This window comes from Streptomyces celluloflavus (assembly GCA_000720995.1).
Lineage (GTDB): Bacteria > Actinomycetota > Actinomycetes > Streptomycetales > Streptomycetaceae > Streptomyces > Streptomyces celluloflavus.
This window is the reverse complement of the sequence record JOEL01000015.1, coordinates 53,555-68,903: the sequence shown is the minus strand read 5'-3', so window position 1 is coordinate 68,903 and position 15,349 is coordinate 53,555. Positions and strand designations below refer to the sequence as shown.

At 71.8% G+C, this 15,349-nt stretch carries 15 protein-coding genes; 6 read left to right on the top strand and 9 right to left on the bottom strand.

Annotated features, from left to right (window positions below; translation table 11 throughout):
* Positions 1–78: 78 nt before the first annotated feature.
* On the top strand, positions 79–3,621 hold the full coding sequence (locus tag IH09_RS16330) for a S41 family peptidase (RefSeq protein WP_052856994.1): 3,543 nt from the start codon (positions 79–81) through the stop codon (positions 3,619–3,621).
* A gap of 146 nt (positions 3,622–3,767) precedes the next feature.
* On the opposite strand, the gene IH09_RS39070 is transcribed toward IH09_RS16330, so the two are convergent.
* The 4 genes from IH09_RS39070 to IH09_RS16315 form a co-directional block, all read right to left on the bottom strand.
* On the bottom strand, positions 3,768–3,941 hold the full coding sequence (locus tag IH09_RS39070; protein ID WP_165484913.1) for a hypothetical protein: 174 nt from the start codon (positions 3,939–3,941) through the stop codon (positions 3,768–3,770).
* Positions 3,942–4,200: 259 nt separating this feature from the next.
* Positions 4,201–5,082 (bottom strand): SDR family oxidoreductase, encoded by an 882-nt coding sequence (locus tag IH09_RS16325; RefSeq protein ID WP_052856993.1) that lies wholly within the window; start codon positions 5,080–5,082, stop codon positions 4,201–4,203.
* On the bottom strand, positions 5,079–6,107 hold the full coding sequence (locus IH09_RS16320) for an alpha/beta fold hydrolase (protein ID WP_052856992.1): 1,029 nt from the start codon (positions 6,105–6,107) through the stop codon (positions 5,079–5,081). The genes IH09_RS16325 and IH09_RS16320 overlap by 4 nt, the downstream gene beginning before the upstream one ends.
* Entirely contained in the window at positions 6,104–7,723 is a 1,620-nt protein-coding gene (locus IH09_RS16315; RefSeq protein ID WP_110952348.1) for a flavin-containing monooxygenase, read from the bottom strand. The genes IH09_RS16320 and IH09_RS16315 overlap by 4 nt, the downstream gene beginning before the upstream one ends.
* 213 nt (positions 7,724–7,936) lie before the next feature.
* On the opposite strand from IH09_RS16315, the gene IH09_RS16310 reads away from it, so the two are divergent.
* Both IH09_RS16310 and IH09_RS16305 read left to right on the top strand, forming a co-directional pair.
* Positions 7,937–8,815: a MerR family transcriptional regulator gene (locus tag IH09_RS16310; protein ID WP_094794443.1), complete on the top strand. Its 879-nt coding sequence runs from the start codon at positions 7,937–7,939 to the stop codon at positions 8,813–8,815.
* A gap of 500 nt (positions 8,816–9,315) precedes the next feature.
* Positions 9,316–10,023 carry a DUF4389 domain-containing protein gene (locus IH09_RS16305; RefSeq protein WP_052857129.1) on the top strand — a complete coding sequence of 236 codons (708 nt, stop codon included), beginning with the start codon at positions 9,316–9,318 and terminating at the stop codon, positions 10,021–10,023.
* Positions 10,024–10,289: 266 nt separating this feature from the next.
* Here IH09_RS16305 and IH09_RS16300 read toward each other — a convergent pair whose 3' ends face one another.
* From IH09_RS16300 to IH09_RS16285, 4 genes are all read right to left on the bottom strand, one after another.
* The gene (locus IH09_RS16300; RefSeq protein WP_052856991.1) at positions 10,290–10,937 is read right to left on the bottom strand and encodes a dihydrofolate reductase family protein; all 648 of its coding nucleotides are present in this window, start codon (positions 10,935–10,937) and stop codon (positions 10,290–10,292) included.
* Positions 10,938–11,150: 213 nt separating this feature from the next.
* On the bottom strand, positions 11,151–11,615 hold the full coding sequence (locus tag IH09_RS16295; RefSeq protein ID WP_052856990.1) for a VOC family protein: 465 nt from the start codon (positions 11,613–11,615) through the stop codon (positions 11,151–11,153).
* A 195-nt stretch (positions 11,616–11,810) separates the two neighbouring features.
* Positions 11,811–12,011 (bottom strand): DUF397 domain-containing protein, encoded by a 201-nt coding sequence (locus tag IH09_RS16290; protein ID WP_052856989.1) that lies wholly within the window; start codon positions 12,009–12,011, stop codon positions 11,811–11,813.
* Positions 12,012–12,076: 65 nt separating this feature from the next.
* Positions 12,077–12,943 carry a helix-turn-helix domain-containing protein gene (locus IH09_RS16285; protein ID WP_052856988.1) on the bottom strand — a complete coding sequence of 289 codons (867 nt, stop codon included), beginning with the start codon at positions 12,941–12,943 and terminating at the stop codon, positions 12,077–12,079.
* A 214-nt stretch (positions 12,944–13,157) separates the two neighbouring features.
* Here IH09_RS16285 and IH09_RS16280 point away from each other — a divergent pair, with 214 nt between their 5' ends.
* Positions 13,158–13,610, top strand: a complete 453-nt coding sequence (locus IH09_RS16280; RefSeq protein ID WP_240150814.1) for an ATP-binding protein — start codon at positions 13,158–13,160, stop codon at positions 13,608–13,610.
* A 53-nt stretch (positions 13,611–13,663) separates the two neighbouring features.
* On the top strand, positions 13,664–13,969 hold the full coding sequence (locus IH09_RS16275; protein ID WP_052856987.1) for a hypothetical protein: 306 nt from the start codon (positions 13,664–13,666) through the stop codon (positions 13,967–13,969).
* Positions 13,970–14,206: 237 nt separating this feature from the next.
* Here IH09_RS16275 and IH09_RS16270 read toward each other — a convergent pair whose 3' ends face one another.
* Positions 14,207–14,734, bottom strand: coding sequence for a DUF6790 family protein (locus IH09_RS16270; protein WP_052856986.1), 528 nt, complete (start codon positions 14,732–14,734; stop codon positions 14,207–14,209).
* A gap of 57 nt (positions 14,735–14,791) precedes the next feature.
* Between IH09_RS16270 and IH09_RS16265 the strand changes: the two genes are divergently transcribed.
* Entirely contained in the window at positions 14,792–15,265 is a 474-nt protein-coding gene (locus tag IH09_RS16265) for a MarR family winged helix-turn-helix transcriptional regulator (protein WP_052856985.1), read from the top strand.
* Positions 15,266–15,349: the final 84 nt, after the last annotated feature.

The following is a 15,349-nucleotide window of genomic DNA, read 5'->3' as shown; positions in this document are numbered from 1 at the left end:
GGTGTGAGCGACGCACGCGAGACCGCCGGGCAGCCCCCGGAGCCGCACCCCACCGCACACCGTGGACGGCTGCGCAGAATGCCCGCTCCGCCGGGCCCGCCGCCCGCCTCCTATCTGCGTTTCCCGCATCTGCACGGCGACAGCCTCTGCTTCGCGGCCGAGGACGACCTCTGGGTGGCCCCGATCGCCCCCGCCGGCGAGGAACCCGGCCGCGCCTGGCGGCTGACCGTGGACCGTACCCGCGTCGGCCACCCCCGCTTCTCCCCCGACGGCCGGCAGATCGCCTTCACGACCTGGCGCAGCCTGGACCCGGAGGTCCATCTCACGCCGGTCGACGGCGGACCGGCCCGGCGGCTGACCTACTGGGGCAGCTCGGACGCCCGGGTCTGCGGCTGGACGCCGCCCGGCGAGGACGGCACCGCGCAGATCCTCGCCGTCTCCTCGCACGGCCAGCCGTTCTCCTATTACTCCTGGGCCTACAGCCTGCCGACGGACGGCAGCCCCGGCCGCCGGCTGCCCTGGGGCCCGGTCGCCGATATCGCCGTCGCGGACTTCGAGGGCGGCACCTTCGACATGGGCACCCTCGCCGAAAGCGCCGAAAGCGCCGAGGGCGCCGGGGGCACCGCGGACACCCTCGCGGCGGGCCACGGCCCCGCGTCCGGTCACCCGGGCGAACACCGCACCCTGCTGCTGGCCGGCAAACCGCCGCACGAACCCGCCGCCTGGAAGCGCTACCGGGGCGGCGCGATGGGCCGGCTGTGGCTGCACGGCACCCGGCTGCTGCCGGATCTGTACGGGCATCTCGATGCGGTGATGTTCGTCGGCGGCCGGATCGCGTTCCTCTCCGACCACGAGGGCGTCGGCAACGTCTACTCCTGCCTGCCGGACGGCACGGATCTGCGGCGGCACACCGACCACGCCGACTTCTACGCCCGGCACGCCTCGACCGACGGCTCCCGCATCGTCTACCAGTGCGCCGGTGACCTCTGGCTGGTCGAGGACCTGGGCGCGCAGGCCCGGCCGCGCAAGCTGGCGGTGCGGCTGGGCGGTCCGCGGGCCGGCCGCCGTACCTACCAGGTCCCGGCGGCCTCGCACGTCACCTCGCTCGCGGTGGACGCCACCGGCCGGGCCAGCGCGGTGGGCGTCCGCGGCAGCCTGTACTGGCTCACCCACCGCGACGGCCCGGCCCGTACGATCCACGACATCCCCGGCGTCCGGGTCCGGCTGCCCGAGATGCTCGGCTCCACCGGCCGGATCGCGTACATCACCGACGCCGAGGGCGACGACACGATCGAGATCGCCGATCTGCCCCGGGCCGGCAGTGCGGGCGAACCGCGCCGGCTGGCGGCCGGGAAGCTGGGCCGGGTCCACGAGATGGTCTCCTCACCGGACGGCGAACGGCTCGCGGTGGCCTCGCACGACGGCCGGCTGCTGCTGGTGGACGTGACCCGCCCGGAGGACGCGCCCACCGTGGCGGAGTTGGCGGCGGCGGAGGAGCCGGCCGCCCAGGAGGCCATGGCGGACGCGGAGATGGCCGGCGCGGCCACGGCGCGCACCACCACGGCGGACGGCCCCGGGACCGAGGCGACCACCGCCGACCCGGACGAAGGCCAGGTCACCGAGCTGATCCGGTCCGTCAACGGCCCGGTCCGCGACCTCGCCTTCTCCCCCGACTCGCACTGGCTGACCTGGTCGCACCCCGGCATCGGCCGCTCGCTGCGGGAGATCAAGATGGCCCGGCTGGCGGACCGCGCCATCGTCGATGTCACCAACGGCCGCTTCGAGGACGAGCAGCCGGTCTTCACCCGGGACGGCCGCTATCTGGCGTTCCTGTCCTGGCGCGGTTTCGACCCGGTCTACGACGTGCACACCGGCGACCTGTCCTTCCCGCTGGGCTGCCGCCCGTATCTCGTACCGCTGTCCTCCGCGACGCCGTCCCCCTTCGCACTGTCGCCGGAGGGGCGGCCCGCGGCGGGCGGGCTGGACCCGGCGGAGAACCCGCCGGCCGGTGAGGGTCCGGTGCTGGTGGAGGTGGAGGGGCTGCCCGACCGGGTCACCCCGTTCCCCGTCGCGGCGTCCAAGTACTCCTCCCTGTGCCCGGTCAGCGGCGGCGGTCTGGTCTGGCTGCGCTGGCCGATCTCCGGTGCGCTGGGCGAGACGTTCGCCAACCCCGACAACACCTCGGGCAAGCCGACCCTCGAACACTTCGATCTGACCAAGGCCCGGCGCACCGAACTCACCAGCTCCCTCGACGGGTTCTCGCCGAGCGGCGACGGCACCCGGCTGGTCGTCAACGACGAGGGCGAGCTGCGCGCGGTACCGGCGACCGAACCGCCGGACAGCGATTCGACGGTCTACCTGGACCTGCGGCGCATCCTGCACGATGTGCACCCCGAGGCCGAGTGGCACCAGGCGTACGACGAGGCCGGCCGGATCGTCCGGGCGTACTTCTGGGAGCCGGGGATGTGCGGTATCGACTGGGACGCGGTGCTGGCGCAGTACCGCCCGCTGCTCGACCGGATCGCCTCCCCCGACGAGTTCGCCGATCTGCTGCGCGAGGTCCTGGGCGAACTCGGCACCTCGCACGCCTACGTCACCGGCGCCCGGCGCAACGAGGGCCCGCCGCACTACCAGCGCGCGATGGGCCTGCTCGGCGCCAACTTCGTCTGCCGGGACGGCCGTTGGGTGGTGCGGCGGATCCTGCCCGGCGACTCCTCGGACTCCCGGGCGCGCTCCCCGCTGGCCGGTACGGGCATCCGCGAGGGCGCCGCGCTCACCCATGTGGACGGCCGCCGGGTCGATCCGGTGGCCGGGCCGTACCCGCTGCTGGCGGCGGCGGGCGGCACCACCGTGGAGCTGACCTTCGCACCGGCCGACGGCGGCCCGCCGGCCCGCCGGGTCGCGGTGGTCCCGCTGATCGACGAACGGCCGCTGCGCTACCAGGACTGGGTGGCCAAACGCCGGGCCGTCGTCCGGGAGTTGAGCGGCGGCCGCTGCGGCTATCTGCACATCCCGGACATGGGCGGCTCCGGTTGGGCCCAGTTCAACCGCGATCTGCGGATGGAGGTCTCCCGGCCCGCACTGATCGTGGACGTACGGGGCAACGCGGGCGGCAACATCTCCGAGCTGGTGATCGAGAAGCTGACCCGGACGATCCTGGGCTGGGACCTGACCCGCGACGCCCAGCCGGTGTCGTACGCGAGCAACGCGCCGCGCGGCCCGGTCGTCGCGGTCGCCGACGAGATGACGTCCTCCGACGGCGACATGATCACCGCGGCCTTCAAGCTCCAGGGCATCGGCCCGGTGGTCGGCATGCGCACCTGGGGCGGGGTGGTCGGGATGACCGGCCGGCACCGGCTCGGGGACGGCACCACGATCACCGTGCCGATGAACGCCGCCTGGTTCCGGCTCTACGGCTGGGGCGTGGAGAACCACGGCGTCGAGGCCGACATCGAGGCGCTGCGCTCCCCGCTGCACTGGGCCGAGGGGCGCCACCCCCAGCTCGGCGTCGCCGTCCGCACCGCCCTGGACCTGCTGGAACGCCATCCGGCCGCGACCCCGCCGGACCTCTCGGACGTCCCCGACCGCCACCGGCCGCCGCTCCCGCCGCGCGGCGCCTGAGCCACAGCGGCACCCCCGGCCCGTACGCAGGAGTCACGGGCCGGGCCCGCACATACTGAGGGGCGCACCCGGATCACCGGATGCGCCCCTCGCTCACGCGCCGCGCACTGTGAGCGCGTGAGGTTCAGGACATGCCGCGCCATGTGTCAGTCCTTGGGGTGGTCCTGGGCATCGTCCAACGTCTCCTGACCCTTGTCGCGGTCCTGCCCGCCACGGTCCTTGGACGCGTCCTGGCCGCCCTTCTCGGCGTCGTCCTTCTTCTTCTGCGCCTCGCTCTTGAGCTTGTCGGCCTTGTCCTTGAACTGGTCGGAGATGCCCATGCTGATCACTCCTCGTGGGTGGGGGGAGATCCCGCTTCGGAACGCGGGGGATCGAGCCTCGACCAGCCTGACACGAACAGACATCCGTCGCACTTCGATCACGGACCGGCACGCTCCGTGACGATCCGAGGTCCGGACGGCGTGTGGCGGGGTGCGGACAGGGGCGCGATGGGGGTGTGGCGGGGGTGTGCAGGGGGCGGGCGGCGGAGGGACACGCCGCCCCGTCCACCCGCCCGCCGCCCCGCCCGCCGGGGTCCGGCTACCGCGCCGCCCGCGCCTTCTCGTCCGCCGCCCCGCCCGCGCCGACCAGCCCGACGCGCAGCCCGTCGACCCGGTCACCGAACCGCCGCATCTCGCGCCGCCCCACCGTCCCGATGACCGCCGGCAGACCGCCGCGGAACGACTGCATCCCGCGCAGCCACCACTGCCCGTAGACATGTGCGGAACGGCGCTCGATGCCCGCCGCGATCCGGTCGACGGCCGGGCCCAGCGGATAGGTCTTGTTGGACGGCCAGGGCAGCCGCGCGCGCAGTTCGCGCATGATGTCCTCCTGGTCGGCGCCGCGCACCATATCGGTGTCGGTCCAGCTCAGATAGCCGACGCCGACCCGTACGCCCTTGTGGCCGACCTCGGCGCGCAGGCTGTGCGCGAACGCCTCGACGCCGGACTTGGACGCGCAGTACGCGGTCATCATCGGGGCCGGGGTGATCGCGGCCAGCGAGGCGATCTGGAGGAAGTAGCCGCGGGACGCCATCAGTGCGGGCAGGAAGGCGCGGCCGGTGACCGCGCCGCCGATGAGATTGACCTCGATGACCCGCCGCCAGGCGACCGGGTCGGAGCCCATGAAGGGGCCGCCGGTCGCCACTCCGGCGTTGGCGACCACCACATCGACCTTCCCGAAGCGGTCCTTGACCTCGTCCGCGACCCGCGCCATCGCCTCGTGGTCGGTGACATCGGCGTGCCAGTGGTGCGCCGGGCCGTGCAACGAGGCCGCGACGGCGGCCAGTTCGGCCGGCTCCAGGCCGACCAGCGCCAGTGTGGCCCCGCGCGCCGACAGCTTGCGGGCCAGCAGTGCGCCGACCCCGCGGGCCGCGCCGGTGACGACCACGACCTGTCCGTCCAGGCTCCGGTGTCCGCTCATGCCGCCTTCTCCTTCTTCTGCCGCTCCGACGGCTCCGACTGCTGTGACTGCTTCTGCTGCTTGTGCTGCTTCTGCTGGGGGGTCCGCTCACCCTGCGGGGCCGGGACCTCGGCGCGGGGGGCCAGATGCTCCTGGACGAGTTCGCGCAGGAGGCCGGCGACCGCGCCCGGATCCTCCAGCGGTGTCATATGCCCCAGGCCGGGCAGCACGGTCAGCCCGCGGCAGTCGGGGAGTACGGAGACCAGCCGGCGGGCGTGCACGAGGGGGGTGAGCCGGTCGGCGGTGCCCGCGAGGACGGCGGTCGGCACGTCCAACCGGGCGGCACCGCCGGTCAGTTCGAGACGGTACAGCACCTTGCCCCAGTGGGACCGGACGACGGGCGGGCAGGCGTGCACGATCCGCGCGCAGGCTTCGAGCTGCTCGGCGGTGGCACCGGCGCCCATCGTGACGTACCGCAGGATCCGCTTGCCCAACGGTGTGACCGGTCCGAGCGGGGCCCGCGAGCCGAGCATCGCCCGGTGCACCCGGCGGCGGAGGCCGGGATGGCTCAGCGGGACCACCCGCGATTCGGTGGCAAGTCCGGCGCTGCCGGTGCTGCACAGCAGCGCGGCGGCGGCCCGCGCGCGCAGCTGCGGCCGGCCGGCGGCGGCCATCAGCGTCATCCCGCCCAGGGAGTGGCCGCCCAGGACGGCGCGCTCACCGGTCCCCAGCGTCGCCTCCAGGACGGCGACCAGGTCGTCGGCGAGCGCGCCGGTGCCGTAGCCGCCGGGCCGTACGGCCGGGGTGCGGCCGTGGCCGCGCTGGTCGTAGAGGATCACCCGGTGGTCGGCGGCGAGGTCGCGGACGACCGGCGCCCAGAAGGCGGTGGAGCAGGTCCAGCCGTGCGCCAGGACGACGGCGGGGGCGCCCTGGGGCCCGTGGATCTCGGCATACAGCCGGGCCCCGTCGGCGGAGGTCACCATCAGCTTCTCGCGCGGCACCGGCGGCACGTACGCCCCGCCCGCCCTATGCGTCAACCGGCTCATACGGCCACCTCCTCGCTCTGGCCCGCGGCCTTCCCCGCGGACCCCTCAGCGGGCCCGCCTCCGGGCCCGTCCACCTTCACGCCGGGGTTCCCGTCCGCGGTTCCGCCGGTAGTCCGCTCGGGCGTCCCCCCGCCGGTCCGGGCGGCCGGGACCCGCAGCACCTCGTACTCGGCGAGATCGACCTGCCGGGTCACCTTCCGGAACTCCGAGGTCGTCCCCGGCCAGGCGGTGGTGTTGCGCCCGTGGGCGTCCAGGTACCAGCTGTCGCAGCCGCCGGTGGTCCACACCGCGCGCGCCATCCGCCGCTGAATGCGGCGGGTCCACTCCTGTACGGCGGACGGGCGGGCACTGAGCGCCATCCGGCCGCCGAGGACGTCGAGTTGACGCATGAAGTCGGCCAGGTAGTTCAGCTGGGACTCGATCATCAGGATCATCGAGCTGTTCCCGAGACCGGTGTTGGGGCCGATGATGGTGAGGAAGTTGGGGAATCCGGCCGCGGTGGCGCCGCGCAGCGATTCCATCCCGTCCCGCCACTCCTCGGCCAGCGTCGTACCGTGGGCGCCGGTGACGCGGTGCGCGATCGGCAGGTCCGTGACCCGGAAACCGGTGCCGAAGACGATGGCGTCGGCCTCGGTCTCGCTCCCGTCGGAGCCGATCAGCACATTCCCCCGCACCTCGGCCAGCCCCGCCGCGACCACGTCCACATTGGGCTGGACGAGCGCCGGATAGTAGGTGTTGGAGAGCAGGATGCGCTTGCAGCCGATGCGGTAGTCGGGGGTGAGCCGGGCGCGCAGCCCCGGGTCCTTGACGGCCTTCTTCAGATGGCTCTTGGCCACGAACTCGACCAGGCCCAGCTCGTCGGGGCGCTTGGTGAAGGCGCTGACCTGGAGTTCCCGGATGCCCCACAGCAGACCGCGGCGCGCGGCGCGGGTGGCCGGGACATGGGTGTGCAGCCAGCGCTCGGCCGCGCTGATCTCCCGGTCGGCGCGCGGCAGCACCCAGGCGGGGGTGCGCTGGAAGAGGGTGAGCCGGCCCACCTCCGGCTGGATGGCCGGCACGATCTGTATCGCCGAGGCGCCGGTGCCTATCATCGCGACCCGCTTGCCGCGCAGGTCGAAGTCGTGGTCCCAGCGCGCGGAGTGGAAGACCTTGCCGGGGAAGGTGTCCAAACCCGGCACGTCGGGGATCTTGGGGTCGGACAGCGGTCCGGTCGCGGAGACCACCACCTCCGCGGTCAGCGGACCGCGCGCGGTGTCGATCTCCCAGTGCAGCGCGTCGTTGCACCACCGCAGACCGCGCACCTCGGCGTGGAAGCGCAGATGCGGGCGGAGCCCGAAGGTGTCGGTGACCCGCTCCAGGTACGCGCGGATGTGCGGCTGCCCGGAGAAGTTGCGCGGCCAGTCCGGGTTGGGCGCGAAGGAGAACGAGTAGAGGTGCGAGGGCACATCGCATGCGCACCCCGGATAGTCGTTGTCCCGCCAGGTGCCGCCCACCGAACCGGCCCGCTCCAGGATCACGAAGTCGGTGATGCCCTGGCGGCGCAGGCGTACGGCCGCCCCCAGGCCGCCGAACCCCGATCCGATCACCGCCACCCGCACATGCTCGCGCTCGGTCATGCCGCTGCCTCCCGGACGACTCGCCCCAATCGCGCCAGCAATCACTGGCACGGTGGGAGCGTAGGGCAGCTCCGTACCCAGCGGTAGGGGGCGTGCGCCGGGAAGTTACCCGCCCGTCCCGCCTCCCCGTCCTGCCCCATGCCCCCGGCATAGGGTGAGCGGGTGGCAGCGAACGAGCACGCGAACGACGAACCCGGAAAGCGTGAGTTCCGGATGGCCGAACTGGCCGCGGAAGCCGGCATCACGGTCCGTACGCTGCGCTTCTACCGCGAGCGCAAACTCATCGCCGCACCGCGCCGCGAGGGCCGGATCGCCTGGTACAACGAGCACCATCTCGCCCGGCTGCGCACCATCGCCGGCCTCCTGGAGCGCGGTCACAACCTCGGCGGCATCGCCGAACTCCTCGCCGCCTTCGAGAGCGGCCGGGACGTCGGCGAACTGCTCGGCCTGGACAGCACGATCGTCCCGCCCTGGTCGGAGGAGACCCCGGTCCGCCTGACCCCCGAGGAACTCGCCGACCACTTCCGTGACGAGATCACCGCCGAGAACCTCGCCACCTCCCTGGACATCGGCTATCTCGGCGTCGACGGCAACGAGTTCGTCCACATCAGCCGCCGCCTGCTGGACGCCTCCACCGACCTCATCGCCCAGGGCGTCCCGCTCACCGCCGTCCTGGAGGCGGGCCGCGCGGTCCGCTCCCACGCCGACGCCCTCGCCGACATCTTCACCACCCTCATCCGCACCCACGTCCTGCCCGACGTCCTCCAGCGCACCGCCGCCGACGCGCCCCCCTGCGCCGACGCGGTCGACCGCATCACCGAAACCATCGAGAACCTCCGCCCCCTCGCCAAGGGAGTCGTCGAGGCGGAACTCTCGATGGCCATGGACCGCCGCGTACGCGCGGAACTCGACGACTGGCTGGGGACGCGCTCCGCCGCGGGGGCCGAACCGGGTCCGGATCTGGGCCCGGATCTGGGACCGAACCTGGGACCGGCGGCGGGATCGGACCCGGGCGCCGGACTGGAACCGGACGCCGGCCTGGGCCCGGACGCTGGCCTGGGCCGGGACGCGGCCCCGGACGGCCGCGCGTAGGCCCCCGCCCGCCCTCGGTGACAAGCGGGCCGAGGGTGACCAGGGGTCGGTCTCCGTACCGCCCGCGATCCAACGACCGGTCCGGAGGGGAAGTCCTGTCCGACGACCGGTCCGGACCGGAAGACCTGTCCGAAGACCGGCCCGGACCAGGGGAACAACACCGCGCCGAGCACGGCGGAGTACACCGGCTGACGTACCGCCGGGATATGGGGCGGGTGCGTATGCGGGGCGGACGCGGGGCGGGTGCGGGGCAGGTGCGTATGCAGGGCGGGTGCGTATGCGGGGCGGATACGGGGCGGATACGGGTGCCATCGCCGCCGCACCGGAAGGTGCCTACTCTGGAAGGGAACGAGCGGCCCTGGGACGGGTTCCCGGCCCGTCTCGCCGCGCCACGGCGGCCCGACCGGACCAGGTCATCGAAGCCCTTCCCAGCGCCCTCAGGCGTGGACGCGCAGCCGTTCGACGGTATCGGCCACCCTGGCGGGAAGGAGCTGACCGTCATGGCGACGATCGCGGCGGTGTACCGGCCGGTCCGGCTCGAAGGAGAACTGGACGAGCCCCTGTCCCGCTGGCTCTGGCTGGTGAAATGGCTGCTGCTCTTCCCCCACCACATCGCACTGGTCCTCCTGTGGATCTCCTTCCTTGTCGCCAGCGTGATCGCGTCCTTCGCGGTCTTCTGCACCGGGCGCTATCCACCCGTACTGTTCCGCTTCACCACCGGCGTACTGCGCTGGACCTGGCGGGTGGCCTTCTACTCGTACGCGGCACTGGCCACCGACCGCTATCCGCCCTTCAGCCTCGGCGCCGTACCCGACTACCCGGCCCGCCTGTACATCCCCTACCCGCAGTGGCTGCCGCGCGGCCCGGCGCTGGTGGTGTCATGGCTGCGCGCGGCCCCGCACTACACCCTGATCGTCCTCTTCTTCCTCGCCTTCCGGCTCCTGTGGTGGCTCGGCGGGCTCTCGGCGTTCCTGACGCTGGTGGTCGCAGTGATCGTGCTCTTCACCTGCCCCGCCGGAATCCTGGCGTTCACCGGCCGCTATCCCCGGCGCCAGTTCAACGCGCTCATGACCTTCCACCGCTGGGTGGCGGAAGTCATCACCTACATGTTCCTGCTGCACGTCGCCCACCCACCGATCCGCCCGAACCCGGCCCGCTATCCCGCCCCCTGTCCGGACCCACCGGACGTGCCGAAGTCCCCCGCGTAACTGGACATCCCGGGGATCCGGACACCCGCCCGGCCACGCCCCACCACAGGAACGGGGCGCCCCGTCCGCGTGCACACGGAAGGAGGCGCGCCGGCTGCCGCCGATACCGAGACCGGCACCGACTCCCCCCACCGGCTCGCCTCCACCCCGGCACGGGCGGAGGAAACCGTCAACGCCGGCCGACCGCCCGAGGCATGATCCGGCGGCCCGCCTCAGGGCGCCCCGGGAGGCACGGAAACCGACCAGCACCGGCCCTGAGAACAGGGTCACTTCCGCCAGAACAGGTGGTGCGTCACCGCCCCGCTCGGGCTGGGCACGACCTCCAGATGGAACCGGTCGAGCAGCTCATCGGGGGACTCCCAGAGGCGCAGTCCGGTACCGAGCTTCACCGGTGAGACCGCTATATGCATGGTGTCGACGAGGTCGGCGTCGAGGAACTGCCGGACGGTGCTCACCCCGCCGCCGAGCCGGACGTCCTTGCCCTGCGCCGCCTCCCGGGCCTGTTCGAGGACCGTGGCCGGGTCGCCGTCGACGAAGTGGAACGTGGTGTCGGAGAGCGTGAGCGAAGGCCGCTTGTGGTGGGTCAGGACGAACACCGGGGTACGGAACGGGGGCTCGTCACCCCACCAGCCCTGCCACTCGTGGTCCTGCCACGGCCCGCGCTGGGGCCCGAACTTGTTGCGGCCCATGATCTCGGCGCCGATGTTGTGTGCGTAGTCCCGCGTGAGGTAGTCGTCGAGGCCCCGGCTGCCCCCGGGGTCGGTGCGCATGGGCCAGCTCGCCGTGGCGCCGGCCCAGGCGAACAGTCTCTCGGGCTCGACATGACCGAACGGCCTCTCCAGGCTCTGGTCCTCACCGGCACCGATGCCGTCACTTGAGACATTGAAATTCTGGACTCTCAGCAGCTGAGCCACGTGTTTCTCCTGTGCAGTCGATAACGGTGGTGAGACTTCCGGGCCGGGCGCACTCATCGCCACGTCCGCGACCGGCCGGCAAATGGGCTGCCAGGACGAGCAGTTCCGCTGTGTTCGGTGACCGAATGCAGAATGCAGTCAGTTGCGCCCGGAAGAGCGCAGTCGTCGCCACTTCGCGGGGATACCCGGCGCCGCGGAAAGCCGGTGCGAAAGCTAGTGCACGCAAAATTCACCGCCCTCCGGGTCCGTCATGACCATCCACTCGCCGGACGGCTCCTTGACGTGGTTCTCGACCCGGGCGCCGAGGGCACGGAGACGCTCAACCTCCCCGTCCAGCTCACCCGCGGGGCCGTGCAGGTCGATATGCAGGCGATTCTTGCCCGTCTTCTTCTCCGACCCCGGTACGCGGTTGAAGAGCAGCCGACGCCCCAGTCCCGTACCGCTCTCCGCGTCGTACGGGTCGTCGGGGTGACGTACCGCCGCCGCGTCCCGCCAGGCGCGCCGGTCGTGGTGGCCGACGAGTATCTCCGGCGGGATGGCGCCGGCGTCGAGGAGCTTGCCGATGAGGGCGCTGTGGTCCTCGACCTCGTAGCCGAGCGCGGCCGCCCAGAAGTCGGCCTGAGCGTGTGGGTCGTGGGCGTCGACGACGAGCTTCCAGTGCAACGGAGTTGAGGTCATGAACCACTTATAAACCCCGGCACTGACAATGGGGTCCGCCGCCGGTGCCGGCCTGCCCGTCGACCAGTACACCGACAGGCCGGCGCAGGAACTCCCCAGCCTGACCGATGCGGTCACGCAACCGGGGCACCCCGACACAGAACCGGGGCGCCCCCTCCGCATGAACACGGAAGGAACGCCCCGGAAGCAGCGGCGCTAGCTCGCGGAACCGCCCACCTTCAGCACCCCCACGAACGCGGCCCAGGCACCCTCACCGAGGACGAGACGGGGTCCCGCCGGATCCTTGCTGTCCCGTACGACACAACCGCCGTCAGCAGTGGAAGCCACCTCCACACAGTCGCCGTTCTGGCCCGAATAGGACGACTTCTTGAACGCGCCGACAATCTCCGGATTCACGATTCCTCTTTCCTCATATCCCTCATACCCCTCGTATCCCGCGGGTTCCTCACGCCCTCACGCCCTCATGCGCCCATGCACTGCGGTGCGTCTTCCAGAGTCTGACGGAGGCGCTCCGCGCTCTTGTCGGGTGACAACGCCACCGAACGCAACTGGTCGAAGACATTGACGTAGAGACTCAGATCCGTCGGCGCTTCCACAACGGTGGTGTTCGCCAGATTCTCCAGCGTCACCGCCTCCACGGTCGCTTCCACGCCGAAGGAGAAGGCGGAGAAGGGCCCCGACATCCCGGCCGTCACGCTTTCGACGCCCGGCAGGATCTGGACCGTGATGTTCTGCCGCTGCCCCGCTTCGAGAAGGTGCGCCAGTTGGGCGGTACGCACCTGCCGGGGCAGCGCGGTGAGGGCCGGCTCCCAGATGATCGCCGTGAAGTGCGCGCCACCCTCGACGATCCGCCGCTGCCGCTCCATTCGTACCTCCACGCGCTTCGCCACCCGTTCCGGCGGAATGACCGTGGGCCCTATCGCGATGACGGCCTCCGCGTAGTCCGGGGTCTGCAACAGGCCGGGAATCCGGACCGGTTGCCACGACCGGATATAGGTCGCGTCGCTCTCCAGGGTGATGTGGTCGGCGTAGTCCGGGGAAACCGTCTCCGGAAAGTCGATCCACCAGCCGCGTTCGTTGCTCCTCCGGGCCCATTCGTCCAGCCTGGTCCGCTCGTCATGGTCCGCCACTCCGTAGCGGTCCAGCAGCGTGCGGACCTCCAGGGCGGAGGCCGAGGTCTGCCCGGATTCCAGGCGGCTGATCTTGGTGACCGACTTCATGATGGCTTCCGCACCATCCGCCTGGTCCAGTCCGGCCGCCTCTCGGTGGCGTCTCAGCGCGGTTCCGAGCCTGCGGCTTCGGACCGTCGGCTTCCCACCTGCGGGCATGCTCCACTCCTCTTCCCTCAAGGGCCCTGCCAGTTTGCCGTGTTGGGGCGAGCGGGGGCCAGTCTCGGTGCTCACGGAGCGCTTTCGCAAATTTGCGACCATGCAGCTTGCGCAAGTGCCCTCGACGCCCCTACCTTGCTTGCGTAACGCAGTGCAAGCGCTTCGAGCCGCTGCGTGATCTCGACGCTCCGTCATGCGCACCAAGGGGATAGCCATGTCCGCACGCGCTCGATCCGCAACCACACACCTCACCCCCGCCCCGCCGTTGACTGCGGCCTATCACCTGCCCGCCGACGCCCGGAGCGCCCGGCGGGCCCGCGACGGACTCCGTGAGCAGCTCCGGATCTGGGGCATCGACGGCGAACTGGCAGACGTCGCCGAGCTGTTGGCGTCGGAACTGGTGGCCAACGCGGTCACCGCGACCCTCCGCACCGACCGCACGGACATCGGGTTCCGGGCCGACCTGTCCGCCGGCCGACTGCGCCTGGAGGTCGATGACGCGAGCGACCAACTGCCCCTGATCACTCAGGCCGAGGAGGACGAGGAATGTGGACGCGGATTGCTGCTGGTGAACGCCTTGGCAAGCTCCTGGGGCGTCATCGTCCGGGGCGCCACCGAAAAGACCGTATGGGCCGAACTCACCCTCCCCGACGCACCCGACACGTGACGGGCGCCGATCCCCGGCCCGCGATCACGCCTCCGGAACATGCCGCGTATGCGGTGGAGCTCCTGGCACGGACACCGGAAGGCACCCACTTCGACCTCGGCACCCACTGGGCACGCTCAGCACAGCGGGCGCTGGACCAACTCCGGTGGCGCACCGGGCACGTAGCGGTGCAGTTGGGCGCGCCGTACGCCACCGCCCTGCGCGAATGGCAGGCGGACACGGCCGAGTACCAGCGGGCGTTGAACGGCCTGACGGCCGGCATCCCGTACACCCTGGAAACGGACGATGCGGACGGATGCAGGTACACCTTCACCGCTTGTAGACCAGGTCCGTCACCGAGGACCCCTTTACGTACGTAGATCGTCGACCCGCTCGGCACTTGGCCCGACGAAGGAGAAGGCATGCCCGAGCGCGACGGCGTACGGCACGACGCGGCCCCGCGCATCCCGCGTATCGACCCAGCGATGTTCACCGCCGACGGCCGGCCTCCGGACTATCGGACGGCGGCAGTGGAGCCCCGCGAGGAACGGCCGTCAATCAGGACAAGCCGTTCGCGTCATCACGGACTCCACTGCCGGGCGGGCGGGCCGCCGTGGTCAGGCGGCCAGGCGGGCGGCGTGGCTGCGTGCGGGGCCGTCGCGGCGTACGTCCCGGGCGGCCAGGGCGATCATGACGGCGGGAATGAGAATGTCGTTGGCCAGGATGCCGCCCGTGTTTCCGGCGGCGTGGTCGCCGTTGGCGAACCACTGGTAGACGTGGCCGATCGCGGCTCCCCACAGGAACGCGGCGGCCGCCAGCCCGCTCGTGAGGCGTTCGCGGGGCGACGCGGACGCGGCGCGGAAGCCCAGCACGGCGAGGCCGAGGTTGGCGAAGGCGATCTCGAACTGGAACGGCGAGTGGGCGAAGCCGATGACGTCGGCCATGGCGTTCGGGACCGCCAGGAACGAGAGCGTGATCCACAGGCTGCCGATGCCGAGGGCGCCGAAGGCCCACCAGCGCTGCCAGATCTCCGCCGCCGGCCGGACCGGGCTGCGGCGGCGGCAGCTCAGCAGCGCTCCGAGGGCGGGCACCAGCATGAAGAGAAGCGGAAACGTGGTCTGAGCGGCGTACGGGAGGTTGTCCATGAACTTGAGTGTTGCATGGTTAATATTAACCATGCAAGTATCCGGTAGGCTGGACGCATGGACGAAGGACTGGCAGAGCTCCTGTACCGCGTGGACATGCTGATGAGCGAGGCGGCCCGGCGCCGCTCCGGCCCGGATCAGCGCCTCTCCCCCAGCCAACTGCGGCTGCTGGGCACCCTTGAGGAGATCCAACCCGCCACCCAGCACCAGCTCGCCGAGGCCCTGTCCCTGTCCGACCCCGCCATCAGCCGCGCCCTGCGCCCCCTGGAGGCGGAGGGGTACGTAACGATCAGCGTCGACCCCGCCCACCGGCGCCGCCGCCTGGTCTCCCTCACCCCGACGGGCCAGGCCACCTTCCTGGCCGAGGGCAAGCCCCTGGAGGAAGAACTCCGCACCGCCCTCGTGAAGGCCGGCTTCCCCTACGACCGCTACCTCGCGGACACCCACCGGCTCGCCACACTCCTGACACCCACGGAGCCACGGCACGAGACCACGACCCGGCAACCGGACGGCACACCGGAACCGGATTGAGCGGGGCCGGCGTGCGCAAGGAGCCGGCGAATGGGTGGGGCGGTCGATCCGACCGGTCTGCTTCCGCCCGCTCGCCAACCGGCA